Consider the following 22,013-nt stretch of genomic DNA (forward strand, 5'->3'; position numbering starts at 1 on the left):
CCCGTTCAGTGCTTGAGGATCTTGGAGAGGAAGTCCTTCGCCCGGTCGCTCTCGGGCGCCGTGAAGAACGCTTCGGGGGTGCGGTCCTCGACGATGCGGCCTTCGTCCATGAACACCACGCGGTTGGCCGCGGAGCGGGCGAAGCCCATCTCGTGGGTGACGACGACCATCGTCATGCCGTCCCGGGCGAGCTGCCGCATGACCTCCAGCACCTCGTTGATCATCTCCGGGTCCAGCGCGGAGGTCGGCTCGTCGAAGAGCAGTGCCTGCGGGTCCATGGCGAGCGCGCGGGCGATGGCGACGCGCTGCTGCTGGCCTCCGGAGAGCTGCGCCGGATACTTGTCCGCCTGGGAGGCGAGACCGACCCGGTCGAGGAGTTCGCGGGCCCGTCCGGCGGCCTCGTCCTTGTTCTTCCTGCGGACCTTGATCGGCGCCAGCATCACATTGGCCAGCACCGTCTTGTGCGCGAAGAGGTTGAAGGACTGGAAGACCATGCCGACTTCGGCGCGCAATTGGGCGAGCGCGCGGCCTTCCTCGGGCAGCTCCGTGCCGTCCAGCGTGATACTGCCGGACTCGATCGGCTCAAGGCGGTTGATGACCCGGCACAGGGTGGACTTCCCGGACCCGGAGGGCCCGATGACCACCACCACCTCTCCGCGGCCGACGGTGAGGTCGATGTCCCGGAGGACATGCAGTTTCCCGAAGTGTTTGTTGACCCCGCGCAGCTCAATCAGCGCATCACCGGCCATATGCAGACCTGCCCACTCTCATCCGTACAGCGGAGAGCCCGCAACCTACCGGGATGAAAGGGGCGTTTTCCTACTGACACGCACGGAGGCGCGGAGACAGGGGGAGAAACCAGGGCGACGAATGAACCTGTTGGGGCGGATGGACGACCGATCCGGCGCCGGGACGCATGCACCGCGCCCGCCGCACCGCCGCCGGCCCCCGGCGCGGCTCAGCTCTCCGCGACCTCGGCATAGACCTGCGACAGCTCGGGCGCCCCGACATCGGCCCACTCGTGCCCCACCGCCACCACATCGATCTCCCGCCCCGACGCCAGCCGGACCACCGGCTGCCCGTCCTGCCGCACCTCCCAGACCGCGCCGTGCACCGTGCGCACGAGAACGGTGCCGAGGTAGAGGCCGGCGTCGTTGCCGAGCCAGGGCACCACTTCCGGGTCGTCCCGCCAGACCGGCTGCAGTTGGTCCAGCGCTTCCAACGACCCCGCGGAGTCGTCCAGTTCCACCCCCGCGCCGTCGGCCTGGGCACGCAGCAGCTCGCACTCGGACAGCAGCTCGACGACGCTGTCCGGGTCGGCGCGCACCGAGTCCGCGAGGGGCACCGGATGCTCCGCGTGCAGGCGCTTGCGCCACTTGTCCAGGAAAGACATGTTCATGGTCTGCAGGGTCCCACCGCCACAGGGGCCCCGGCCACAGGCGCGCGGCATGACAGTGACCTGACCGTCATCTTGACGCCCCCTCCCGGCCTCCCTACTTTCATGGCACTCGTATCGGATCAGCTGGATCCGCAGGAGTCCCCCTGCCCCTCGCGGAATGGCCGGATCGCACTACTGCACCTGCCTGTTGGCGCCACCCGGAGGGAACGCAGAGATGCGCGTACGACTATGGGGCACCGCCCTGACACTCCTGCTCACCGCGGCCGCGCTGCCGGCCGGTACCGCTGTCGCCGCGGGGCGGGCACAACGGCCGCCCGCTCCACTGCCCCTGGCGAGGCTTTTCGACAATACGGCGATCAGTGACAACTCCGGACCCGGCGAGGCCGACTTCGACGGGGCGGGGCACTCCCTGTCCGCACAGGACCTGGCCGCGGCCGGCTGGTCGCCAGGGAGCGTACTGACGATCGACAGCGCACGGCTGGAGTGGCCGCGCCGGAGGTCCGGGGCCGCGGACAACGTGATCGCGGACGGTCAGACGGTGGCCCTGCACGGACGGGGTGACGCGCTGACCTTCCTGGTCGCCGGCACCGGCGGGAGCGGCGACGGCGTCACCGGCAACGGGAGCGTGCGCTACCGCGACGGCTCGCGCAGCGGCTTCGAACTCACCGCGCCCGACTGGCGGTCGGGCCCGCTGAGCACCAAGGCGGTGGCACTGCCGCACATCAACGGCACGGACGGGCAGCAGGGCGGGCCGGCGCGGCTGTACGCGGTGAGCGTGCCGCTGCGGGCCGGCCAGGAGGTCGCCTCGGTGGTACTGCCGCGGCGCACCGAGGGGGCGGGCGCCCTCCATGTCTTCGCGATGTCGGTGCGGGACACCGGGCAGGGCAGGACCGGGAGTTGGGCGGCGAGCGCCGCCGGCTACCGGGCCGTCGGACCGTGGCAGGACCGTACGCTGCGGCTCGTGGTGCACGCCGGCGCCGGTGGGCCCAGGGCGCGAATACGCCTGGCGAACACCTTCGCGGCGGCACCGGTGGACATAGGCGCCGCGAGCGTGGCGGTGCAGGGCTCGGGTGCCGCGGCGGATGCCGCGCCGGTGCCGCTGACCTTCCGCCGCGGGCACACCGGGACGCGGATACCGGCCGGGGCGGAGGCCTTCAGCGATCCGGTGGACTTCACCGTGCCGGCGGACACCAATCTGCTGGTGAGCATCCATCTTCCGGGGACCGTGGTGGCCGCTCCGGTGCATCAGGAAGCCATCCAGCAGTCCTATCTGAGCGCGCCGGGCAGCGGGAATCTGACCGGGGACACGGACGGCGGCGCCTTCCCGGGGACCATGACCATCTGGCCGTTCCTGTCCGGAGTCGATGTCGGCTCGGGGCCGGGATCGATCGTGGCGCTGGGCGACTCGATCACCGACGGGGTCAAGTCGACGAGCGGCGCGAACCGGCGGTGGCCCGATGTGCTCGCCCGGCGCTTCCAGGCGCAGGACCGGTTTCCCCGGTACGGCGTGATCAACCACGGCATCTCCGCGAACCGCATCGTCACCGACCGCTATCAGGGCGACGGGGTCAGCACGGACACCGGCGGTGTGAGTGCCCAGCACCGGCTGGAGCGCGATGTGCTGGCGCAGCCGTCGGCGCGGACGGTCGTGGTGTTCGAAGGCATCAACGATGTGCGCTGGGGCACCTCGGCGGACGAGGTGATCGCGGGACTGCGGGCGATCGCCCGGCGGGCGCACGAACGCGGACTGCGGGTCGTCGCGGCCACCATCGCCCCCTGTGAGGGCTACGCCGACTGCTTGCCTGCGGTCGACGAGCGGCGGCAGGCCGTCAACGCGTTCCTGCGCGGTCACGACGGGGTCTTCGACGCCGTACTGGACTTCGACGCCGTACTCCGCGATCCGCAACGGCCCCAGCGGATGCTGCCGGTCTACGACAGCGGCGACCACCTCCACCCCGGCGACGCGGGACTGAAGGCGCTGGGCGAGTCGGTGGATCTCGCCGCGCTGGTGCCCTCACGGCGCTGACGCCGGGCAGGCAGCCGGGCGCCGTGCGGGCCGCGGTGCGGTCGGGCCTCCGCGCATGTGGACCTCGGTGCCTGTGGACCTCGGTGCATGCGGGCCCCTGGTGCATGCGGACCCCGCAGTACGTGCGGATCTCGCCGTGGCGCCATACGCACCCGGGGGCTCGTCCGGCGGCTCATCGCGGGACGGGCCCCGGGCCGGTCACCGGCGTCCGGATCAGGTCTGCTGCTCGCTGATGTTGACCATCCACGTGATGCCGAACTTGTCCGTGCACATGCCGAACACATCGCCCCACATCTGCCGTTCCAGGGGGACGGACACGGTGCCGGCGTCGGACAGCTTGCTCCAGTAGCCGCGCAGCTCGTCCGCGTCGTCGCCGCTCAGGCTCACCGCGAAGTTGTTCCCGGGATCGTGCTCGGACCCGGGCGGGTTGTCGGCGCACATCAGGGTGAAGCCGCTCGTGGATTCGAGCTGGCCGTGCATGACCTTGTCGGCGAATCCGGGCGGCGCCTCGCTGCCGAAGTCGCCGTAGGTGTTGACGTTCAGGGTGCCGCCCAGGACCTCCTTGTAGAACTCCAGGGCTTGCTTGGCTTCCCCGGAAAAGGTGATGTACGGGTTGAGGCGAGAGGCCACAATCTTCTCCTTTCGTGACGAATGGTCAGCGCGGGCAGCCTACGCGCGGAAAGGGTGAAGTCGGATGAACCGAGGGTGGGGGTCGCTCGCCCGGGCGGATGCGGTCGTGGGCCGCGCCCTTCCTCTCGGGACAGGGGTGCCCTGGCCGGGGCGCCGTGCGGCAGCCCTCCCTTGCCAGGTCCGGCGGCGCCCGCACCCGCCAGGTTATTCCTGTTCGTCAGCCCGGCCCGGGAACGCCCTGAGGGCCTCGTCCGGGCAGGCGGGAGACAGCCCGGCCCCTCATCCGGGCCGGGCGAGAGGAGCAGGGCAGAGCCCGGGCCGGGCGGACGAACAAGGCGGACCCGGTCCGGGCCGGCCCGGGCCCGGATCCGGGGAAGCAGCGCGGGGACAGGTCCTAGACGTCCAGGTCCACGACGACCGGCGCATGGTCCGACGCGCCCTTGCCCTTGCGCTCCTCGCGGTCGACATGGGCATCCGAGACGGCCTTGGCGAACGGGGCGTTGCCGTAGACCAGGTCGATCCGCATACCGCGGTTCTTGGGGAAGGCGAGCTGCCGGTAGTCCCAGTAGGTGTACGGCCGGTCGTACTTCAGGGGGCGCGGCACGACGTCCGACAGGCCGACCTCACGCAGCCCGGCAAGCGCCGCACGCTCGGCAGGCGTGACATGGGTCGCGCCCTCGAAGGCGGTGGTGTCCCAGACGTCCTCGTCGGTCGGTGCGACGTTGTAGTCGCCGAGGATGGCGAAGGGGCGGTCACCCGCCGCGTCCTCGGCGACCGCCGCCTTCAGCGCCTCGAACCAGCTGAGCTTGTAGGCGTAGTGCGCATGATCGACCTCCCGGCCGTTGGGGACGTACACCGACCAGACGCGGGCCGGGCCGCAGGTCGCGGAGATGGCACGCGGCTCCTGAACGCCCTCGTAGCCGGGGCCGCCGGTGAGGCCCATGACGACGTCCTCCAGGCCCACCTTCGACAGCAGGGCGACGCCGTTCCACCGGCCGTCGGCGTTGACCGCCGCCTCGTATCCGAGGTCGCGCAGGGCCTCGCGCGGGAACTGCTCGGCCGAGCACTTGGTCTCCTGGACGCACAGCACATCCGTGCCGGTGCGCTCCAGCCAGGCCAGCAGCCTCGGGAGGCGGGCGGTGATCGAATTGACGTTCCAGGTCGCGATGCGCATATCCGTAACCTACAGCGAGGGACTGACAGTCAGACCGGACCGGTGCGGGCGCCCGGGGCGAGGCGGCCGTGGTCGGTGCCGCCCAGCTTGTCGATCATGGAGTCGTAGATCGGCCTGGCGTGGTCCTGGAGCAGGCTGTCGTGGATGTCGATGGCCCGGCGGGGCGCGACCTCGCGGACGTAGTCGATGATCTCGGCGACCTTGTTCCAGGGAGCGTGGACCGGCAGCAGCAGCGTGTCGACGGTGCGGCCGTGCGGCACGGTCAGCGCGTCTCCCGGGTGGAAGACGGAGCCGTCCAGCAGGAAGCCGACGTTGGTGACGCGCGGGATCTCGGGGTGGATGACGGCGTGCAGCTGCCCGTGCACCTCCACGTCGAAGCCGGCGGCGGAGAAGGCGTCGCCCTCCCCCACCGTGTGCACCCGGCCGGGGAAGGCGGCGGACAACTGGTCGGCGACGCTGGCCAGGGTCCAGATCTCGGCCGCGGGGTTGGCTTCCATGCCCGCCCGCAGCCGGCCCTCGTGGAAGTGGTCCGGGTGCTCATGGGTGACCATGATCGCGTCCGCGCCGACGGCCGCGTCCTCCTCGCTGAACACACCGGGGTCGATGACGAGCGTCCGCCCGTCCTTCTCCAGCCGGACACAGGCATGGGTCTTCTTCGTGAGTTCCATACCTGCCATCTTGCCGCGCACGGCTGCCGGACCGCCGACCGACAGCTCCGCCGGTTCTCCAATCCCCGGGCGGGCCGGGGCCGCCCGGGGAGGGACATCGCCGGCCCCTTCGCGACGGTTCGCCCAACTACCCCCAGCTGGTGAGCAGTTGCCCGCCGCTTATAGGCTCGTCCCATGGTCACAGACAGCCGGCCGGCAACCCCGGCGAACTCGTCCGTCACGTTCATCAACGTCTTCGAAGTAGCCGCGGAACACGTCGACGCGTTCGTCGCCCGGTGGGAGCGGCGGGCCGCGCTCATGAGCACCAAGCCCGGCTTCCTCGACACCCGGCTGCACCGCGCGCGTGCGTCGGACAGCCGGTTCCAGCTCGTCAACGTCGCCCACTGGGAGAGCCAGGAGGCGTGGGAGGCCGCCACCGCGGACCCCGATTTCCGCGAGCGCACCCGCGCGGCGCGGGAGGACGAGCAGTTGCCGGTCACGGCGAGCCCGAGCCTGTACGACGTCGCCGTCGAGTTCGTCGCCGAGGCGGGCGAGCCGGTTTAGCTCTCCGGCGTGGTCTCTTCCCGTATCACCTGCTGGGCGACCCGGAAGGCGGAGTTCGCGGCCGGTACGCCGCAGTAGACCGCGGTGTGCAGCAGCACCTCCTTGATCTCCGACGGGGTGAGGCCGTTGCGCAGCGCGGCACGGGTGTGCAGCGCCACCTCGTCCTGATGGCCACGGGCGACCAGCGCGGTGAGCGTGATGACGCTGCGGGTGCGGCGGTCGAGGCCCGGTCTGCTCCAGGTCTCACCCCAGGCGTAGCGCGTGAGGAGGTCCTGGAAGTCGCCGGTGAAGTCGTCGGTCCCGGCTTCGACCCGGTCGACGTGGGCGTCGCCGAGCACCTCGCGGCGGACCTTGATGCCCTGCTCGTACGTACCGCCGCGGACCTGGGCCGGCTGGGCGAGGCCGGACTCTATCGCGGCGGGCGGCGCCATCGGGGGCGGCGGGGGCGCTATCTGCGGCTTGGGGGCGGCGGCGCCTATCGCGGCCTGCCCCGCGGCGCCGGGCTTGTCGTGCCAGGCGGTGGTGAAGTGCCTGATGAGCAGGTCGGTGACGGCCGAGGGCTGCTCGACGGGCGCGAGGTGGGAGGTGCCGGGCACCAGCGCGAGGCTCGCGTCCGGAATGCCCGCCACCAGGGTGCGGGCGTCGGTCGTCGGCGTGACCTGGTCCTCGGAGCCTGCGACGACGAGCGTGGGAACGCCGACCCGGCTGAGGGAGGAGCGCACGTCGTAGGCGGCCAGGGCCTCGCAGGCGGCGATGTAGCAGCCGGGGTCCGTGGTGCGCACCATCTGGACGGCCCACTCGACGATGGCGGGCTGGGCGCCCGCGAAGCCCGCCGTGAACCAGTGCTCGGGGGCGGTGCGGGCGATCGGGTCGAGCCCGTTCGTCCGGATGACCACACCGCGCTGGCGCCAGGCGTCGGCCGTGCCGTAGCGGGCGGAGGAGGACACCAGCGCGAGGGAGGTGACCCGGTGCGGGCGGGTGAGGGCCAGCTGGGTGCCGATGGCGCCGCCGATGGAACAGCCGGCGTAGCCGAAGCGGTCCACTCCCAGGGCGTCGAGGGTGGCGACCAGGCGGTCGGCCAGCTCGGCGATGGAGGAGGCAGGGTGGGCGGGCGAGCCGCCGTGACCGGGCAGGTCGAAACGGATGACGCGCCAGTGGCGGGTCAGTTCGGGGATCTGCCGGTCCCACATGTGCCAGGTGGTCCCGAGAGACGCGCCCAGTACGAGTACGGGGGCATCGTCGGGACCGTCGATCCGGTGCTGCAGGGTCTTCTCGCTCACCCGCCCACGCTACCGACTCTCTGACGCGATCCTGACACCCGGGTCAGGAAGAGCCGTCGGAGCGTGCCCGCCGGGCACGCCCGACGCGGGGTTTGCGCAGGTCAGAGCCTCGCCATGGGGCTAAAGAAGACAGCGGGGTGAACCCGGTTCGTCATAGCACACCATGATCCGCGGGTACGGATCCGGTGCCTTGCGCGTGATCGGGACCGGGCGTCTTCCGGCCCGGAAAAGCGGCGTCGCAGGGCGTACCGATATCTGAACTCACCCCTTCACAAGCTCAGACCCTCACGATTTCGCACGTGGTGGGGCCGCAACCGCGAATGCCGGGCCGCCGAGCCGGACGGAGACGCTGACGGCACAGGGCGGCCCGAGCGCTCCTCTCGCTCTGCCACGGCCCCCTTTGGCGGGGATGCTGCTGCGCACCTGCCGACAGGCCCGGCCCTCAATGCCTTCTGGCATTGGACGATCCTCCGATCCGCTACCCAGTCGAGCTGTAGGGACTGTCCGTGTGCCTCTGCGCCGAGCATTGCTCTACTGATCCCGCCGTTGCGGCTGTTCTGCACGTCGGAAGGAACCACCATGAGCGAAATCGCCCGCCGCCCCTTGCTCGCGGGATCCGTTGCCCTTTCTTTCGGCCTCATGGGCTGCACGTCCGAGAAAGCCTCGCCCGCCCGCGCGACTGTTTCCGATACCGATGGCCCGCACAAGGTGAAGGTCTATCTTCTCGGCACCGGAGGGCCGGAGATGACGACCACCCGACAGGGAATGTCGACCCTCATCGAGGCCGACGACCGACGATTCCTCTTCGACGCGGGCCGTGGGGCCACACAGAACATGTACGAGTCCCAGGTCCACCCCAAGGACGTCACCAAGGTCTTTCTGACCCATCTGCACAACGACCATTACGAAGACCTTCCGTCCCTCTGGCTCAACCCGTGGTTCATGTACGGACGGAAGGAACGGATCGAGGTCTGGGGCCCGCGGGGGACCGCCGGAATGGTCAGAGGGATGCGGGCGATGTATGAGCACGATGTGGACCACCGTGCGAACGACCTCTTCAAGAAGGAAGACCTGGACATCCGCGTCCACGAGATCGAACCGGGCGTCGTCTACGACAGCGACGGCATCAAGGTGACCGCATTCACCGTGGAACACCACGACGGAAATCCCGCCTTCGGCTACCGCTTCGACCACGCGGGGAAATCCGTACTTCTGTCGGGCGACACCACCTACGAAGAGAATGTCGTCTCGCACGGTGCACATGTCGATGTGCTGATCCACAATGTGGTGGCGCTCTCGGAAGAGATCGCCAAGTCAGGAAAGTTCAAGGCCGTTGAGGCGAAGCTGACCACACCTGAACAGGCGGCCCGGGTGTTCTCCAAGGCGCGCCCTCGGGCAGCGGTCTTCTCTCACATTGTGAAGAAGGGCCTGCACGGAGAGAAGGGCGACAAGGTCATCCTGGAGCGGACCAGGAAAGCGGGATACCACGGTCCGCTGCACATGGCGGTGGACCGGATGACGATCGAAATCGGCGACAAGGTGACGGTGAAGGCACCCCTCTCAACCGAGAACCTACCCGACCTGGACGGACCCGATGTCCGGCTCGCCTGACCCCGGACCTGGCCCATTCCACCACGCAAGTGGAGACTCCTTAAGGCCGTTCATGTCCGCGCTTCCCGCGCAACTCCCGCGATGACCCCGGGCACGGACGTGCGGACGGATTGCGGTTCGGGCGGGGTACCTTCTCGATCAGGACCGCAACGCCGGTCGGCCGGCGCAGGCGGGCGCGAAGGCCGTCCCGGGAGGTGACAGGGATTCCACAGCAGGAACTCGAAGCGGCTGTATATGCGGTGGAGCATCCCTTGGGGCCCAGGGCCCCCCTCCGCGTGCCCTGGTCCTCCCCTCCCATCGCCGGAGCGCTCTTCCACGCGCTGAACTGTCGGGGGGCCGGCCAGGCCCTCACCCGTGAGGCCCGCCGGCCAGGTGGGAGGAGATCGCCCACCCCCCCTGGGGACGTCCGAGCGATCAGCACACGAGTCATTCCGCAGGTAGCCATTGCTACCCGTCGGATATCGGGAGTTGAGGCACTCGTCAATCTCCCACCCGCATACGGACGAAACGGCCCCTGCCGTGAGTTGCGCAGGCGCATCGCCCTCCTCCAACCCGGCCCGAGCCCGTGCGGACTATCGGTCAGTGGCAGAGGAGCACGATGAGGCCGCTGCAGTCGTCGTCATCATCGTGGCCGTGACCGTGACCGTGGCCGTGGCCGTGGCCGTGGCCGTGGCCCTCATCGTGGCCGTGGCCCCAGCCGTCGCGCTGGCCCAAGATGTTCTGGCCGCCGGTTGGGATCGAATGGGCAGTAGCGGCGTTCGTGGCGACGTGTCGGGCGGGCGTCGCAGCCACGGCGGAGGCGGCCGTCGCCGTCCCTGCCGCAAGAGCGATGCCCAGGGCAGCGCTGACCGCGAATACTCGCGAAACGGTTTTCTTCTGGTGATTCACCTGTGCAGTGTCCATGCCAGCACCCTGCACGCCCCTGCAGCCGATTTCCCCCCGAGCGCCGCTGATCAGGTGAGGCATGCGGATCCAACGATTCGGGTTCGGAGACCTGTTCCGCTTCACCAGGAGCGACTGCGTGAGCCCGGCCGGTCAACTCTCGGAGGGAAGCAGCCGTTGAGGCCGGCCAGGTCCACCGGCACGGCCGTACGCAGACGCGCCGTCGAGCCTCGGCCTGGAGTGGCGCAAGCTGACAGCCCACCGCGGCCCACTTCAGCGACCACGCAGACTTCAACCCCCGCTGGCCTACAGCTGCGTTGAGCACGCCGAGTTCGTCGAGCAAGCCGATGACGTCATGAGACGCGGCAGCTACGACGGTGTGCGCACCCGTAGCGGCACCACGTCGCCCGGCATAAGGCCGGCGAGGGCTCCTCGCCTCTGCAGGTGGTCCCGAGAGACGCTCCCAGTACGAGTACGGGGGCGTCGTCGGGACCGTCGATCCGATGTGCAGGGTCTTGCCGGAAAGCGTCAGAATTTTACGGTCGAGACGGTGTAGACGACGGGATGCCCGGGCTCCTCGAAGCTGACCATGATCCGCTGGGAGGGGTGCGGCGCCTTCTTCGGGTTGACCGCGCCGGCCCACTCCTCGTCGGTGGTGAAGTCCCAGCCCACCTGGGCCGCCTGCCCCGCCGGGATGGTGACCTTGCCCTTCTTGAGCGCCGTGGAGTCGGTCCCGACCTTCCGCAGATAGCGGTCCAGCCCCCCGTCGTTGGTCCTGAACTGCACGAACAGCGAGCTGCTCTTCCACGAGTTGCTCTCGTAGTAATAGACCGGGGTGGAGCCCTTCGGCACCGGCACGTCGTAGATCCGCTGCTGGACGCGGGCGGGGAAGGCGTTGGTCAGGCCGGTGGCGGCGGCCTCCTGCTCCTTGCCCTCGCCGCTGTCGCGGCTCTGCTCGGCGGAGATGACGATGTAGCCGGCCGGGATGGCGATCAGCAGGAAGACGATCAGCGCGAACAGCACGGGACGGCGGGGCTTGGTACGGGGCTGCGCGGCGGACTGGTGGTCTTGGTCGTCGTGCAGGGGCGGCAAGTCCGGGTCGGTCATCGGCGGCCGGACCGTTCATAGCGCTCGGAGCGCTCGACGCGGCGGCGGTTGGCGCGCCGGAAGCGGCGGGCGACCAGCCGGGCCAGGTCGGCGGCGCCGACCATGCCGGCCTCGGGACCGAGCTGAGCCTTGGCGAGACGGGCCTCCGGACGGTAGCCGCGGCCGGTGAGATGGCGCCGGAAGGCGTCCCTGGCCGGGCCGATCAGCAGGTCGTCGGCGGCACTGACGCCACCGCCGATGACGAAGCAGGAGGGGTCGAGAGCGGCCGCGAGGTTGGCGATGCCGACCCCGAGCCACTGGCCGATCTCCTGGAGGAGTTCGACGCACATCGCGTCGCCCTCCCGGGCCAGCTCGGTGATCAGCGGCCCGGAGATGTCGCCGATGCGCCCGCCGACCCGCTCGATGATGTTGTACGCGACCGGGGAGTCCGCGGCGGCCAGCTCGCGGGCCTCGCGGACCAGCGCGTTGCCCGAGCTGTACTGCTCCCAGCAGCCGCGGTTGCCGCAGGGGCAGCGGTGCCCGGCCGGGACGACCTGCATATGGCCGAATTCACCGGCCACGCCGTACTTGCCGCGCTTGACCGCGCCGTCCTCCAGGATCGCGCCGCCGATGCCGGTGCCGAGCGTGATCATGACGAGGTGGTCCTCGCCGCGGCCGGCGCCGAAGCGCCACTCCGCCCAGGCGGCGGTGTTGGCGTCGTTGTCGACCATCACCGGCACCGCGAGGCGGTCGGCCAGCCGGTCGCGCAGCGGTTCGTTGCGCCAGTTCAGATGCGGGGCGAACAGCACCTTGCTGCGGTCGGCGTCGACCCAGCCGGCCGCGCCGATCCCCACCGCGTGCACGTCGTGCCGGTCGGAGAGGTCCAGCACCAGCTCGGTGATGGTGTCCTCGACGACCTTGGGGCTCTTGGACTTGTCCGGCGTCTCGGTGCGGACCTTCTCCAGGATGACGCCGTCGGCGTCGACCACGCCCGCCATGACCTTCGTGCCGCCGATGTCGATGCCGACGGTGGGCACGCGCGGCGCCGTCAGATGCGAGCGCCGCTCGCGGGTGCCGACCGTGCGCAGCACGGTGGCTCTGGCCGATCCCCGGTGGACCCGTTCCCGGTAGATGCTCATCGACCCACCTCATCGCCGTTACGGCTGCCGTTACGGTCGCGGCGGCTGCGTGCTCGCAAGAGTCGTCTCGTCCCTGCGGGGTCTCGGGAGGCCGGGGCCTCGGCGTGCATGTTTCGGTGCGATTGTGCATCACGCGAACCATCCGGCGCACCGCGAGGTGAGGTGGGACGCCCCGCGGCGGGTGGCCCGCCGCGGGGCGCGGGGCGTCAGTCCGGCCGGTGGCCGCCCGGAAAACTCGGGGTCGCCGTGCGGGCCAGCTCATGGCTGAGCTGTTCCAGTTCACTGCCGCCCGCCATTTGACGGGTGAGCTCCTCCAGGGCGATCTCCGACTTGGCGTGGCTGCCGGCCATGGTGCCGCGCTTGAGGAGGACGAAGCGGTCGCCGACGAGGTAGGCGTGGTGCGGGTTGTGGGTGATCAACACCACTCCGAGGCCGGCGTCCCGGGCCGCCGCGACGTACTTCAGGACGACGCCGGACTGCTTGACGCCGAGCGCCGCCGTGGGCTCGTCGAGGACGAGGACCTTGGCGCCGAAGTAGACGGCACGGGCGATGGCGACGCACTGCCGCTCGCCGCCGGAGAGGGTGCCGATGGGCTGGTCGACGTCACGCAGGTCGATGCCCATCCGCAGCAGTTCGCTGCGGGTGGTCTCGCGCATGGTGCGGACGTCGAGCCGCTTGAAGGGGCCCACTCCCGTCGTCGGCTCCGAGCCGAGGAAGAAGTTGCGCCACACCGGCATCAGCGGGACGACGGCCAGGTCCTGGTAGACGGTCGCGATGCCGCGGTCCAGCGCCTCGCGGGGCGAGGAGAGCCGGGCCTCCTCCCCGTCGATCGTGAAGGAGCCCGCGTCGTGCTGGTGCAGCCCGGCGATGATCTTGATGAGGGTGGACTTGCCGGCGCCGTTGTCGCCGAGCACGCAGGAGATCTCCCCCGCGTGGACCTCGAGGGACACGCCCTCCAGCGCCTTGATGTTGCCGTAGAACTTGCTGATGCCGGCCAGCTCGACCAGCGCGGGCTTCGCTTCGGGGGCGGTCTTGGTCAGCTCAGTCATGCTTTCTCCTCCGCCCGCTTGCGGACCCATGCGTTCAGGAGCGTGGCGAGCAGCAGCATCGCGCCGAGGAAGAACTTGTACCAGTCCGGGTTCCACTGGGCGTAGACGATGCCCTTGCTGGTCATGCCGAAGATGAAGGCGCCGACCGCGGCGCCGATCGCCGAGCCGAAACCGCCGGTCATCAGACAGCCGCCGACCGCCGCCGCGATGATGTAGAGGAATTCGTTGCCGACGCCGTCGCCGGACTGGATCGCGTCGTACGAGAACAGCAGGTGCTGGCCGGAGACCCAGGCGGCGAAGGCGACGCCCATGTAGAGGCCGATCTTGGTCTTGGTGACCGGGACGCCGACCGCCCGCGCGGCGTCGGAGTTGCCGCCCACCGCGAAGATCCAGTTGCCGACGCGGGTGCGCAGCAGGATCCAGGTGGCGACGGCGACCAGTACGAGCCACCACACGATGGTGATCTGGACGTCGACGTCGCCGATGGTCAGGTGCGAGGCGAAGAGCGCCCGGGCCGACTCGAAGCCCTCCATGTCGGCGATGGTCTTCGTCGAGACGGTGCCGCTGATCAGCTTGGTGAAGCCGAGGTTGAGGCCCGTCAGCATGAAGAAGGTGCCGAGGGTGATGAGGAAGCTCGGGAGTTTCGTCCTGGTCAGCAGGAAACCGTTGAAGACACCGATGGCGAGGGTGACCAGCAAGGACACCCCGACGCCGACCCAGGTGTTGGCGGTCATCTGGTAGCTGAACATGGACGAGATCAGCGCCGAGCTGACGACCATGACACCGGCCGACAGATCGAACTCACCGCCGATCATCAGCAGCGCCACCGGCACGGCCATGATGCCGATCGTCGAGGACGCGTAGAGCACGGTGGAGAGGCTGGACGCGCGCAGGAACGGTTCGGCGGCCACGGAGAAGAAGACGAGGACCGCGACGGCGCCGACGACCGAGCCCAGTTCGGGGCGGCCCAGCAGTTGGCGCGCCGGCGAGCGGCGCACCAGCCGCTCGTCGGCCTTGCTCACCGCCGGCTCCCGCGGAGGGGCTTCGGCGCTGCTCATCGGGTCCCCCGCTTCGTGTACTCCTGGAGCGCGGAGGCGTCCTTCCTGGTGATCACCTGGGGGCCGGTCAGCACCGGCTTGCCGCCGCCGAGGGCGTCGGAGTTGTACTTGTACAGCCAGAGCAGGTCGACGGCCTCGTAGCCCTGGAGGTAGGGCTGCTGGTCGACGGCGAAGCCGAGCGAGCCGTCCTTGAGGCCGCCCGCGACCTGCGCGTTGAGGTCGAAGGTGTCGATCTCGGCCTTGCTGCCGGCCTGCTCGGCGGCCTTGACGGCGGTGGGCGCGAACGGCGCGCCGAGCGTGACGACGGCGTCGATGCCGCTGTCGGCCTGGAGCTTGGACTCGATGGCCGACTGCACGTCGGGCATGTTCGTGCCCTCGACGTAGAGCTTTTGCAGGTCGCCCCTGAAGGTCTTGGCGGTGCCGTCGCACCGCTGCTCGTGGCCGACGTTGCCCTGCTCGTGCAGGACGCACAGGGCCTTCTTCCGGCCGCGCTTGTTCAGTTCCTCGCCGACGGCCTCGCCGGCCACCTTCTCGTCCTGCCCGATATGGCTGAGCGCGCCGAAGGCCTTGGACTCCTCGGCGCCGGAGTTCACCGTGATCACCGGTATACCGGCCTTACGGGCCTTGGCGACGACGTCCTTCATGGCGTTGGGCTTGGCGAGGGAGACGATCAGCCCGTCGACCTTCTGGTCGATGTAGGACTGCACGAGCTGGCTCTGCCGCTGGGCTTCCTTGTCGTGGCCGTAGACGAACTTGATGTTGTCCTTGGCGGCGGCCTGCTCGGCACCGTTCTGCACGATGTCCCAGAAGGTGTCGCCATCGCCGGAGTGGGTGACCATCGCGAAGGTCCACCGCGGAGTGTTCACGGCGGCCTTGCCGCCGGCGGCCATGGCGGCCCGCTCGTCCTCGGCGCGCTTGCCACCGGTGCTGCTGCATCCCGCCAGGGACGCGCCGAGCACCGCTGCCAGAACGGCGCTCACGACGCGTACCCGTCTCCGAACCCTTGCCACGAGGACTTGCCCTTCCCGCTGATGAACTGCTGTGTTGGCTGCGTGTGCGGTTGCGCACCTCGGCGCCGGAGCTCCGGCCCCAACCGCGCAAGTATCCGTTACCGGTGATCTGTACCGGTTCATCGGGTCCCGTCTTCCGTAGGGCTGTACAGGGCGCGACGGCGCGGCCGCACCGTGTCATCGGGCCCGGTGGGCTTCGTCGGCTTCGTCAGGTCCTTGTTGCCGGCCGGGGCGCATCCGGTGGGCACCGGTTCACCGCTGCCGAGGAGGCCGGGCGCCATGGTCCGCACGGCGCCGCCCGCCTGCCTCCCGGCCCTGACGGAGAGCGCCGGCACCGGGCATGCGTGCCGGACGACCGCGTCGGCGGCCGGGCGACACACGTCACGGTCCTGCCCGGCCCGGCGGGCTCTTGCGCAAGGGCCCTGAGGAGCCTCGCGTGGCCCATGGCGGTGGCGCCGCGGGCAGGGAAGGGCCGAGCCGTACGCACCCCGATCATCGTGGCACCGCCTTTGCTCCCGGCCGCCGGAATGCGGCTGGAGGAGTTCTAACGGCGCGCGAGGAGCCACGTCAATGGTTTGTCAGAACATTCTTACGCCGAGCCCGCGCAGAGCGGGACATCCCGGAGCGATACGCCCCGGGGTCCTTCCATCTGGATCTTGCCGGGCTTGCGCGCCGTGGCGCTGCTCACTGATTCGGCCTGATCCGAACGAAGGGCCCCAGGGCGTGTCCGCAAAGTCCCGTCGTCCGCCCGGAGGGCGGGGCCCGCGGCGTCCGGTGCATGCGATCGCAAGAGCGAGGATCGTCCCCGCCACGAGGGTGGTGGGGACGATTGGGCGATCCCGACAACGCAGCGAGCGTGCGTGCCAAGCGCCGCGGGCCGGGCGGGACTCTGCGGACACGCCGTAAGGCGGACCCGCCCTAGGGGCGGACGAGCAGCTGGAATTCGAAGGCGTAGCGGGAGGCGCGGTAGACATGCGAGCCGAATTCGACGGCGCGCCCGGTGTCGTCGAAGGTGGTGCGCTGCATCGTGAGGAGCGGGGCGCCCTCGGGTTCGTCGAGCCGCTCGCCCTCCTCGACGGTCGCGGCCCGCGCGCCGACGGCCTGCCGGGCACTGTGCAGGGTGATGCCGGCGGACCGCATCAGGCGGTACAGGCCGGTCTCCTCCAGCTCGGCGGTCTCCAGCCGGAGCAACCCCGCGGGGAGGTGGTTGCGCAGGTGCGCGACGGGCTCGCCGTGCGTCAGCCGCAGTCGTTCGACGAGCGCGACCTCGGCGCCCTCCGCGATGCCCAGGGCCGCTGCGACCTCGGCATCGGCGGTGGTGGTGGTATTGAGCAGGACACGGGTGGCGGGCTTCTGGCCGGCCGCCTCCAGGTCGTCGTAGAGGCTGCTCAGCTCCAGGGGGCGCTTGACCTGGCTGTGCACGACCTGGGTGCCGATGCCGCGACGGCGGACCAGCAGCCCCTTGTCGACCAGCGACTGGATCGCCTGACGCACGGTGGGCCGGGAGAGCCCGAGGCGGCCGGCGAGTTCGATCTCGTTGCCGAGCAGGCTGCCGGGGGCGAGCTTGCCGTTCTCGATGGCGGCCTCCAGCTGCTGGGACAGCTGGAAATACAACGGGACCGGGCTGCTCCGGTCCACGCTGAACTGGACGGGGCCCGAGGCGCCCGCGGTATCTGCTTCGCGTTTCCCCACGCTCGCGAGCGTAACCGGAGGCGCTGATGACGGGAAGTCCAGAGGTCACATTGTCCGGACAAGGGTGGGTGTGCGGGCCGTCGGTCGACGATCCGCCGAGCGGTGGGCCCGGTGCTTCCCGTGCGAGGAGCGGGCCGTCAGCGGTCGGCGGGGCCGTTGAGCGGCATCACGGTCCCCTGGGCCACCGCGCACACACGCTCCGCGCCCTCCGCGTCGATCACCGACAGGTCGCAGCGGCAGACGGCCTGCCGGCGACCCGCCTGGACCACCTCGGCGCGGGCGCGCAGGGTCCGCCCGCGCGCCGGGCGCAGATACTGGATCGAGAACCCGCCGGTGAGGACCGCGGGCCCCAGGGCCGTGGCGGCGGCGAAGGTGAGGGTGTTGTCCGCGGCGTAGGCGAGGACGCCGCCGTGCACGAAGCCGTGCTGTTGCAGGAGCTCCTCTCGGATGTCGATCTCCAGCGTCGCCCCGCCGGCATCGAACGCGGTGACGCGCGCCCGCATCAGCCTGCTGAACGGCTGGGAATCCAGGGCTTCCTGGGCTGCCCTCAGATCGAACGCCGTACTCCCCTGCCCCGCATCCGCACCGGCCATCGCCCGCCACCTCTCATTCGCAGTTACCCGGTATGGGAGCCACGTCCGCCCGCGGCCTCCGGGCTCACTTCATCCACGCGTCCTCGTACTTCCGGTACGTCCCGTCGTGGGTCGCGAGGTGCACCCACTGGTCGACGTACTCCCGGAACTCGGCGTCGCCGCGGGGCAGCGCGTACGCCTTCTCGGAGAACGTGAAGGGCTCGTCCGGGTGGACCGAGCAGAGTTCGGGGTGGATCTTGGCCTGGTAGCGGGTCTCACTGGCATCCGTCATCATCAGGTCCGCTCGCCCCGCGACGATCTCGTCGAAGATGGTGGTGTTGTCCGGGTGGACCTTGAGGTTCGCCTGCTTGATGTGCTCACGGGCGAACTGCTCGTTGGTGCCTCCGGGGTTGACGATGACGTCCGTCCCCGGCCGGTCGATCTGCTCCAGTGTCCGGTACTTGTCCTTGTCCTCGCAGCGCACGATGGGCGTCTTGCCGTCCGTGCGTGTGGGCTCGCCGAAGGAGACGGCCCGCGCGCGCTGCAGCGTGATCGAGACCCCGCCCATGCCGATGTCGCAGCGGCCCGCCGCCAGGTCGCCGACGAGGTCGGCCCAGGTCGTGGCGACGTATCGGGGCTTGGCGTCCAGGCTCTTGGCGAGGTCTTCCGCCATCTTGATGTCGATGCCGCTGTAGTCACCGGTCTTGGTATCGAGGTGGGTGAAGGGGCGGTAGTCACCGGTGGTGCAGACGCGCAGCACACCGCGCCGCGGGACGCTGTCCAGGAGCGAGGCGGCTGGGCGGTGGCCCGCCGCGGCGCCGGCCGAGGCTCCCACGGGTCCGGCCGCGGGCGCGGTACCCGGCGTCGGCGCGGGAGTGTCCGAGGAAGCCGGGGCGGCGGCGGTGACGGCGAGCAGGCAGGCGAGGGCGGACAGCGTGGCGGCGCGCTTCATGGTGACTCCTGTACGCGGCGGAACGTCTGGACGCGGCGGGGGCGCGATCCACGGTCGGCTCGGGCATACGGTCGTGCGCCGTCAGCCGGCGGGCGGCACCGACGCGGCGGGATCGCATGATCGAGAGCTCAGCGTGGCAGAGCCCACGGCCAAGGTGAAGACCATGACCGCCCGGCGAGACGACACGCGCCGGACAGCGGGTCACCGCCCGGGACTTGATGCCGGGAGGCGAACGCCAGGGCCGGGACCCTGTGGGCGGCCTCGGACCCCAGAGCCCCGCCCGCCGAGGCGAGCGGGGCGGGCGGGCGTCAGTCCTCGTAGAGCTCGGCGGTGCCCCTGGTCGTCGGGCGGTCCGGAACGGCGTCGGCCAGGCGGCCGAGGAGGTCGGCGGCACGCTTGGCGACGGTTTCCCGGTCCCCCTCGGAGAGGGCCGAGCCCATCCCGACCGCCACCGCGCCGGCCTCGATCCACTCCGGCGCGCTCTCGACCGTCACCCCGCCCGTCGGCAGCAACGGGGCCTGCGGGAGCGCGGCACGTACGTCCTTGACCCAGGAGGGGCCGTGGGCGGAGGCCGGGAACAGCTTGAGCGCGTCCGCGCCGAGTTCCAGCGCGCGGACCATCTCGGTGGGCGTCGAGACTCCGGGGAAGACCGGGACGCCGTAGCGGTGGCCGGTGCGGATGACGTCGGCGTCCAGACTCGGCGAGACGAGGAAGCGGGCTCCGGCGTCCACCGCCATCCGGGCCGACACCGCGTCAAGGACCGTGCCCGCGCCGATGACGGCGTCGTCACCCAGCTCGCGGGTGAGGGTGGTGACCGCCTCCAGCGCGAAGGGCGTGGTCAGGGATATCTCCAGGCTGGTGATGCCTGCCGACAGCAGGGTGTCGGCCGTGGCGCTGGCCTCGTCATAGGTCTTGCTGCGGACGACTGCGAAAACACGCTGCGCCAGGGCGGCCCGGGTGATCTCCCAGCGATACACGGCAGTTCGCCGTCCTTCCTTGTCTCCGACGCTCCATGCCGCCTTGCCGTGACTCACGGCAGACGCAGCACTTCCTGGAGGGGGACGGGGCGGCAGACCACGGATCACCACATGATCCCTATGCCGCCGATGCCCCGCCCACTCCTCGTTTCTACCGAAACGCTACCGGGAACCTCCGACAATGCTCCCCCGGGGGTGCGCCCGGCGCACGCCTTCCGCCAAGTACGGCCGAACGGGATCCGTGTGCACAACGGGGAGCACGGGAAGCACGGGGGGCGCGAGGGGCGCGGGGCGAGCGGGGAGACCGGGTGAGGGCGCGAGGGACCAGGCCGGGCCGGACCGGAAAGCCGTCCCACGAGGCCGGGGGCCTACGGGGCCACAGGGACCTACAGAGAGAGGGTCACATGCCGCGGGGCAGCCCGTCGTCGCGGCGCGAAGGACTCACCGCGCCGCGCCGGGCAGCACGACGGCGGCCGGGGTGCCCGTGCACCCCGGCCGCCGTGTGTCCTGTGTCGTCCGCCGCGTCAGCAGCTGCGGTCGACGAGGTCGAACGACTCGTAGTGGTCAGCGGTGTAGTAGTCCTCGTCCGTCTTCTCACCGGCCACGATGCGCCGGGCGCCACGGTCGGGTGAGCCGGGGGTGACGACGGTGAACTCGTGGTAGTAACCGGAACTCTGCTGCGGGAGGATGCCCTCGCGGTTGTCGAAGACCGTCCCGTCCTGCGGATAGGGGTAGGGCCCGCCCTTCTCGATCAGGTCCAGCGTGTCGTGGGCCTGGGAGGGCAGCTTGGAGTAGCAGATGTCGCCGACGGCGTTCACGTGCACGGGCGCGGTGTACGCCGACGCCTTGTGCGCGGTGGCGGTGGACACGGTGGCCGTGTGCGGCGTGGCGGCGGGCGGGGCGGCGACTGCGGCGCCGCCACCCATGAGAAGGGCCGATGCGAGGGCGCCGGCGGCGCCGATCCTGGTGATCCGTGGGGGGATTCTCATGGCTCCAGAATGACGCGCGTAGACATGACCCTGTCAACCCAAGAGGCGGAAGTTTTCCGTGAGTTCACCGCCTCGGAGAGCGGCTGACGGCCTCTCGGCAGGCACCCGGCAGGGTGCAGACATTGGCCGAATTTGATCACCGGGCGCCCGTCGCCCCGGCCGGACACGCAGGAGCGCATCGACCTCCCGGACCGTGCCGGGTGGCACCGGATCGAGACTTGCCTCTGAGGCAAATCTTTTGCCTCAGAGGCGAGCCCTCGCTATACCCGGTGTATGAGCGAAACCTCCGACGAGCCCGTCGCCGACCCGTCCGACGATCTGGCCACCGTCGCGCCGCGCTTGCGTGACCTGCGACGACGCAGCGGGCTGACCCTGGAGACCGCGGCCCGGCGGGTCGGGCTGTCGCCTGCGCACCTGTCGCGGCTGGAGACCAACCGGCGGCAGCCGTCGCTGCCGATGCTGCTGGCACTCGCCCGTATGTACGGCACCACGGTATCCGACCTGCTCGGGGAGACCACGCCCGAGCGGGACCCCATCGTGCGGGCCGGCCGCACCGAGGCGTCGGAGGCCGGCGGCTGGACGTACTGGACGGTGGGCGGCGCCGGCCGGGCGATGCAGGCCCTGCGCCTGCACGTGCCGCAGCGGGCCCAGGGCGACCTGGTGCGGGTGCATCCGGGTGAGGAGTGGCTGTACGTCCTCAAGGGGCGGTTGCGGCTGGCGCTCGGCGAGGCGGTCCATCTGCTGGACCCCGGCGACGCGGCGCATTTCGACTCGTTGACCCCGCACCGCATCGCCGCCGCCTCACCGGGCGGGACGGAGCTGCTGTTCGTGCACACCCTGCTGCAGAGCGGCGCCGCCGAACTGTGCCTGGGCGACTCCGCGCCGCGCCGCGGCGTGTGACACCCCCGGCCACCGCCGGGCCCGTACCACCGCCCCCGAGGGGAAGGACCCTTCCGCCGTGCCCGATCAGCCCACTCCCGCGTCCGGCGCGCCGTCGCCCGAGGGCGAGCCCGCCCGCGCCTATGTCGAGAACAAGCCACCCCGCGGGCTGTATGTCCGGGTGTTCATCTACGTCATCGCCACGCACGTGCTGCTGGCGTTCATGAGTCTGCTGGTGGTCATCGCCAAGTCGCGTTGAGCGGCGGCGTATCAGCCCGCGAGGACGGCCCGGGGGCTTCCGGTCCGGAGCACTTCGACCCGCGGGAAGGTCCGGGATGCCCGGCACGGCCGTTTCGCCAACGTCCATCGACCCGGCGGGAAAGTCCATTGCTCCGCC

Annotated in this window: 22 protein-coding genes; 5 read left to right on the forward strand and 17 right to left on the reverse strand. The window is 70.5% G+C overall.

What is annotated here, in order from left to right; genetic code table 11:
• Nucleotides 1–5: 5 nt before the first annotated feature.
• Both ACGFZW_RS35765 and ACGFZW_RS35770 read right to left on the reverse strand, forming a co-directional pair.
• Nucleotides 6–749: an amino acid ABC transporter ATP-binding protein gene (locus tag ACGFZW_RS35765; protein WP_393897498.1), complete on the reverse strand. Its 744-nt coding sequence runs from the start codon at nt 747–749 to the stop codon at nt 6–8.
• 209 nt (nt 750–958) lie between these two features.
• A complete protein-coding gene (locus tag ACGFZW_RS35770; protein ID WP_393897499.1) occupies nt 959–1,399 on the reverse strand; it encodes a DUF6278 family protein in 441 nt (146 codons plus the stop codon).
• 214 nt (nt 1,400–1,613) lie between these two features.
• Here ACGFZW_RS35770 and ACGFZW_RS35775 point away from each other — a divergent pair, with 214 nt between their 5' ends.
• Complete coding sequence (locus tag ACGFZW_RS35775) at nt 1,614–3,425, forward strand: SGNH/GDSL hydrolase family protein (protein WP_393897500.1); 1,812 nt, start codon at nt 1,614–1,616, stop codon at nt 3,423–3,425.
• Between the two features lie 213 nt (nt 3,426–3,638).
• Here the strand turns inward: ACGFZW_RS35775 and ACGFZW_RS35780 are convergent, their stop codons facing one another.
• From ACGFZW_RS35780 to ACGFZW_RS35790, 3 genes are all read right to left on the reverse strand, one after another.
• The gene (locus ACGFZW_RS35780) at nt 3,639–4,055 is read right to left on the reverse strand and encodes a VOC family protein (protein ID WP_393897501.1); all 417 of its coding nucleotides are present in this window, start codon (nt 4,053–4,055) and stop codon (nt 3,639–3,641) included.
• 394 nt (nt 4,056–4,449) lie between these two features.
• A complete protein-coding gene (locus ACGFZW_RS35785; protein WP_393897502.1) occupies nt 4,450–5,229 on the reverse strand; it encodes an exodeoxyribonuclease III in 780 nt (259 codons plus the stop codon).
• Between the two features lie 29 nt (nt 5,230–5,258).
• A complete protein-coding gene (locus ACGFZW_RS35790) occupies nt 5,259–5,897 on the reverse strand; it encodes an MBL fold metallo-hydrolase (RefSeq protein WP_393897503.1) in 639 nt (212 codons plus the stop codon).
• Nucleotides 5,898–6,071: 174 nt separating this feature from the next.
• Between ACGFZW_RS35790 and ACGFZW_RS35795 the strand changes: the two genes are divergently transcribed.
• Nucleotides 6,072–6,440 carry an antibiotic biosynthesis monooxygenase family protein gene (locus tag ACGFZW_RS35795; RefSeq protein WP_393897504.1) on the forward strand — a complete coding sequence of 123 codons (369 nt, stop codon included), beginning with the start codon at nt 6,072–6,074 and terminating at the stop codon, nt 6,438–6,440.
• On the opposite strand, the gene pcaC is transcribed toward ACGFZW_RS35795, so the two are convergent.
• On the reverse strand, nt 6,437–7,720 hold the full coding sequence (gene pcaC, locus ACGFZW_RS35800; protein WP_393897505.1) for a 4-carboxymuconolactone decarboxylase: 1,284 nt from the start codon (nt 7,718–7,720) through the stop codon (nt 6,437–6,439). The two genes, ACGFZW_RS35795 and pcaC, sit on opposite strands and share 4 nt — an antisense overlap.
• 579 nt (nt 7,721–8,299) lie before the next feature.
• On the opposite strand from pcaC, the gene ACGFZW_RS35805 reads away from it, so the two are divergent.
• Nucleotides 8,300–9,331: an MBL fold metallo-hydrolase gene (locus ACGFZW_RS35805; RefSeq protein ID WP_393897506.1), complete on the forward strand. Its 1,032-nt coding sequence runs from the start codon at nt 8,300–8,302 to the stop codon at nt 9,329–9,331.
• A 579-nt stretch (nt 9,332–9,910) separates the two neighbouring features.
• On the opposite strand, the gene ACGFZW_RS35810 is transcribed toward ACGFZW_RS35805, so the two are convergent.
• The 11 genes from ACGFZW_RS35810 to ACGFZW_RS35860 form a co-directional block, all read right to left on the reverse strand.
• Nucleotides 9,911–10,234: a hypothetical protein gene (locus ACGFZW_RS35810; RefSeq protein ID WP_393897507.1), complete on the reverse strand. Its 324-nt coding sequence runs from the start codon at nt 10,232–10,234 to the stop codon at nt 9,911–9,913.
• Between the two features lie 507 nt (nt 10,235–10,741).
• Nucleotides 10,742–11,320 (reverse strand): hypothetical protein, encoded by a 579-nt coding sequence (locus tag ACGFZW_RS35815; protein WP_393897508.1) that lies wholly within the window; start codon nt 11,318–11,320, stop codon nt 10,742–10,744.
• Nucleotides 11,317–12,438, reverse strand: coding sequence for an ROK family glucokinase (locus ACGFZW_RS35820; protein ID WP_393897509.1), 1,122 nt, complete (start codon nt 12,436–12,438; stop codon nt 11,317–11,319). Before ACGFZW_RS35820 ends, ACGFZW_RS35815 begins: the two co-directional genes overlap by 4 nt.
• A gap of 206 nt (nt 12,439–12,644) precedes the next feature.
• A complete protein-coding gene (locus ACGFZW_RS35825; protein ID WP_393897510.1) occupies nt 12,645–13,487 on the reverse strand; it encodes an ATP-binding cassette domain-containing protein in 843 nt (280 codons plus the stop codon).
• Nucleotides 13,484–14,545 carry an ABC transporter permease gene (locus ACGFZW_RS35830; protein WP_393897511.1) on the reverse strand — a complete coding sequence of 354 codons (1,062 nt, stop codon included), beginning with the start codon at nt 14,543–14,545 and terminating at the stop codon, nt 13,484–13,486. Before ACGFZW_RS35830 ends, ACGFZW_RS35825 begins: the two co-directional genes overlap by 4 nt.
• Nucleotides 14,542–15,525, reverse strand: a complete 984-nt coding sequence (locus tag ACGFZW_RS35835) for a sugar ABC transporter substrate-binding protein (RefSeq protein WP_393897512.1) — start codon at nt 15,523–15,525, stop codon at nt 14,542–14,544. The genes ACGFZW_RS35830 and ACGFZW_RS35835 overlap by 4 nt, the downstream gene beginning before the upstream one ends.
• A gap of 948 nt (nt 15,526–16,473) precedes the next feature.
• A complete protein-coding gene (locus ACGFZW_RS35840) occupies nt 16,474–17,193 on the reverse strand; it encodes a GntR family transcriptional regulator (protein ID WP_393897544.1) in 720 nt (239 codons plus the stop codon).
• Nucleotides 17,194–17,384: 191 nt separating this feature from the next.
• Nucleotides 17,385–17,840 carry a PaaI family thioesterase gene (locus tag ACGFZW_RS35845; RefSeq protein ID WP_393897513.1) on the reverse strand — a complete coding sequence of 152 codons (456 nt, stop codon included), beginning with the start codon at nt 17,838–17,840 and terminating at the stop codon, nt 17,385–17,387.
• Nucleotides 17,841–17,904: 64 nt separating this feature from the next.
• Nucleotides 17,905–18,771, reverse strand: a complete 867-nt coding sequence (locus ACGFZW_RS35850) for a transporter substrate-binding domain-containing protein (RefSeq protein WP_393897514.1) — start codon at nt 18,769–18,771, stop codon at nt 17,905–17,907.
• 308 nt (nt 18,772–19,079) lie between these two features.
• Nucleotides 19,080–19,748: a bifunctional 4-hydroxy-2-oxoglutarate aldolase/2-dehydro-3-deoxy-phosphogluconate aldolase gene (locus ACGFZW_RS35855; RefSeq protein ID WP_393897515.1), complete on the reverse strand. Its 669-nt coding sequence runs from the start codon at nt 19,746–19,748 to the stop codon at nt 19,080–19,082.
• Nucleotides 19,749–20,272: 524 nt separating this feature from the next.
• On the reverse strand, nt 20,273–20,737 hold the full coding sequence (locus ACGFZW_RS35860) for a ribonuclease (RefSeq protein ID WP_393897516.1): 465 nt from the start codon (nt 20,735–20,737) through the stop codon (nt 20,273–20,275).
• A gap of 273 nt (nt 20,738–21,010) precedes the next feature.
• On the opposite strand from ACGFZW_RS35860, the gene ACGFZW_RS35865 reads away from it, so the two are divergent.
• Both ACGFZW_RS35865 and ACGFZW_RS35870 read left to right on the forward strand, forming a co-directional pair.
• The gene (locus ACGFZW_RS35865) at nt 21,011–21,637 is read left to right on the forward strand and encodes a helix-turn-helix domain-containing protein (RefSeq protein ID WP_393897517.1); all 627 of its coding nucleotides are present in this window, start codon (nt 21,011–21,013) and stop codon (nt 21,635–21,637) included.
• Nucleotides 21,638–21,695: 58 nt separating this feature from the next.
• Nucleotides 21,696–21,875 carry a DUF6126 family protein gene (locus tag ACGFZW_RS35870; protein ID WP_393897518.1) on the forward strand — a complete coding sequence of 60 codons (180 nt, stop codon included), beginning with the start codon at nt 21,696–21,698 and terminating at the stop codon, nt 21,873–21,875.
• Nucleotides 21,876–22,013 lie beyond the last annotated feature (138 nt).

It is taken from the genome of Streptomyces sp. NPDC048248 (genome assembly GCF_043201875.1).
In the GTDB taxonomy this organism is placed as follows: Bacteria; Actinomycetota; Actinomycetes; order Streptomycetales; family Streptomycetaceae; genus Streptomyces.

What these genes read in the sequence shown, in the direction of transcription:
- ACGFZW_RS35770 (WP_393897499.1), bottom strand. Translation starts at nt 1,399, where the DNA reads ATGAACATGTCTTTCCTGGACAAGTGGCGCAAGCGCCTGCACGCGGAG.
- ACGFZW_RS35820 (WP_393897509.1), bottom strand. Translation starts at nt 12,438, where the DNA reads ATGAGCATCTACCGGGAACGGGTCCACCGGGGATCGGCCAGAGCCACC.
- ACGFZW_RS35785 (WP_393897502.1), bottom strand. Translation starts at nt 5,229, where the DNA reads ATGCGCATCGCGACCTGGAACGTCAATTCGATCACCGCCCGCCTCCCG.
- ACGFZW_RS35830 (WP_393897511.1), bottom strand. Translation starts at nt 14,545, where the DNA reads ATGAGCAGCGCCGAAGCCCCTCCGCGGGAGCCGGCGGTGAGCAAGGCC.
- ACGFZW_RS35865 (WP_393897517.1), top strand. Translation starts at nt 21,011, where the DNA reads ATGAGCGAAACCTCCGACGAGCCCGTCGCCGACCCGTCCGACGATCTG.
- ACGFZW_RS35825 (WP_393897510.1), bottom strand. Translation starts at nt 13,487, where the DNA reads ATGACTGAGCTGACCAAGACCGCCCCCGAAGCGAAGCCCGCGCTGGTC.
- ACGFZW_RS35810 (WP_393897507.1), bottom strand. Translation starts at nt 10,234, where the DNA reads ATGGACACTGCACAGGTGAATCACCAGAAGAAAACCGTTTCGCGAGTA.
- ACGFZW_RS35795 (WP_393897504.1), top strand. Translation starts at nt 6,072, where the DNA reads ATGGTCACAGACAGCCGGCCGGCAACCCCGGCGAACTCGTCCGTCACG.
- ACGFZW_RS35790 (WP_393897503.1), bottom strand. Translation starts at nt 5,897, where the DNA reads ATGGAACTCACGAAGAAGACCCATGCCTGTGTCCGGCTGGAGAAGGAC.
- ACGFZW_RS35850 (WP_393897514.1), bottom strand. Translation starts at nt 18,771, where the DNA reads ATGAAGCGCGCCGCCACGCTGTCCGCCCTCGCCTGCCTGCTCGCCGTC.
- ACGFZW_RS35775 (WP_393897500.1), top strand. Translation starts at nt 1,614, where the DNA reads ATGCGCGTACGACTATGGGGCACCGCCCTGACACTCCTGCTCACCGCG.
- ACGFZW_RS35845 (WP_393897513.1), bottom strand. Translation starts at nt 17,840, where the DNA reads ATGGCCGGTGCGGATGCGGGGCAGGGGAGTACGGCGTTCGATCTGAGG.
- ACGFZW_RS35765 (WP_393897498.1), bottom strand. Translation starts at nt 749, where the DNA reads ATGGCCGGTGATGCGCTGATTGAGCTGCGCGGGGTCAACAAACACTTC.
- ACGFZW_RS35860 (WP_393897516.1), bottom strand. Translation starts at nt 20,737, where the DNA reads ATGAGAATCCCCCCACGGATCACCAGGATCGGCGCCGCCGGCGCCCTC.
- ACGFZW_RS35805 (WP_393897506.1), top strand. Translation starts at nt 8,300, where the DNA reads ATGAGCGAAATCGCCCGCCGCCCCTTGCTCGCGGGATCCGTTGCCCTT.
- ACGFZW_RS35815 (WP_393897508.1), bottom strand. Translation starts at nt 11,320, where the DNA reads ATGACCGACCCGGACTTGCCGCCCCTGCACGACGACCAAGACCACCAG.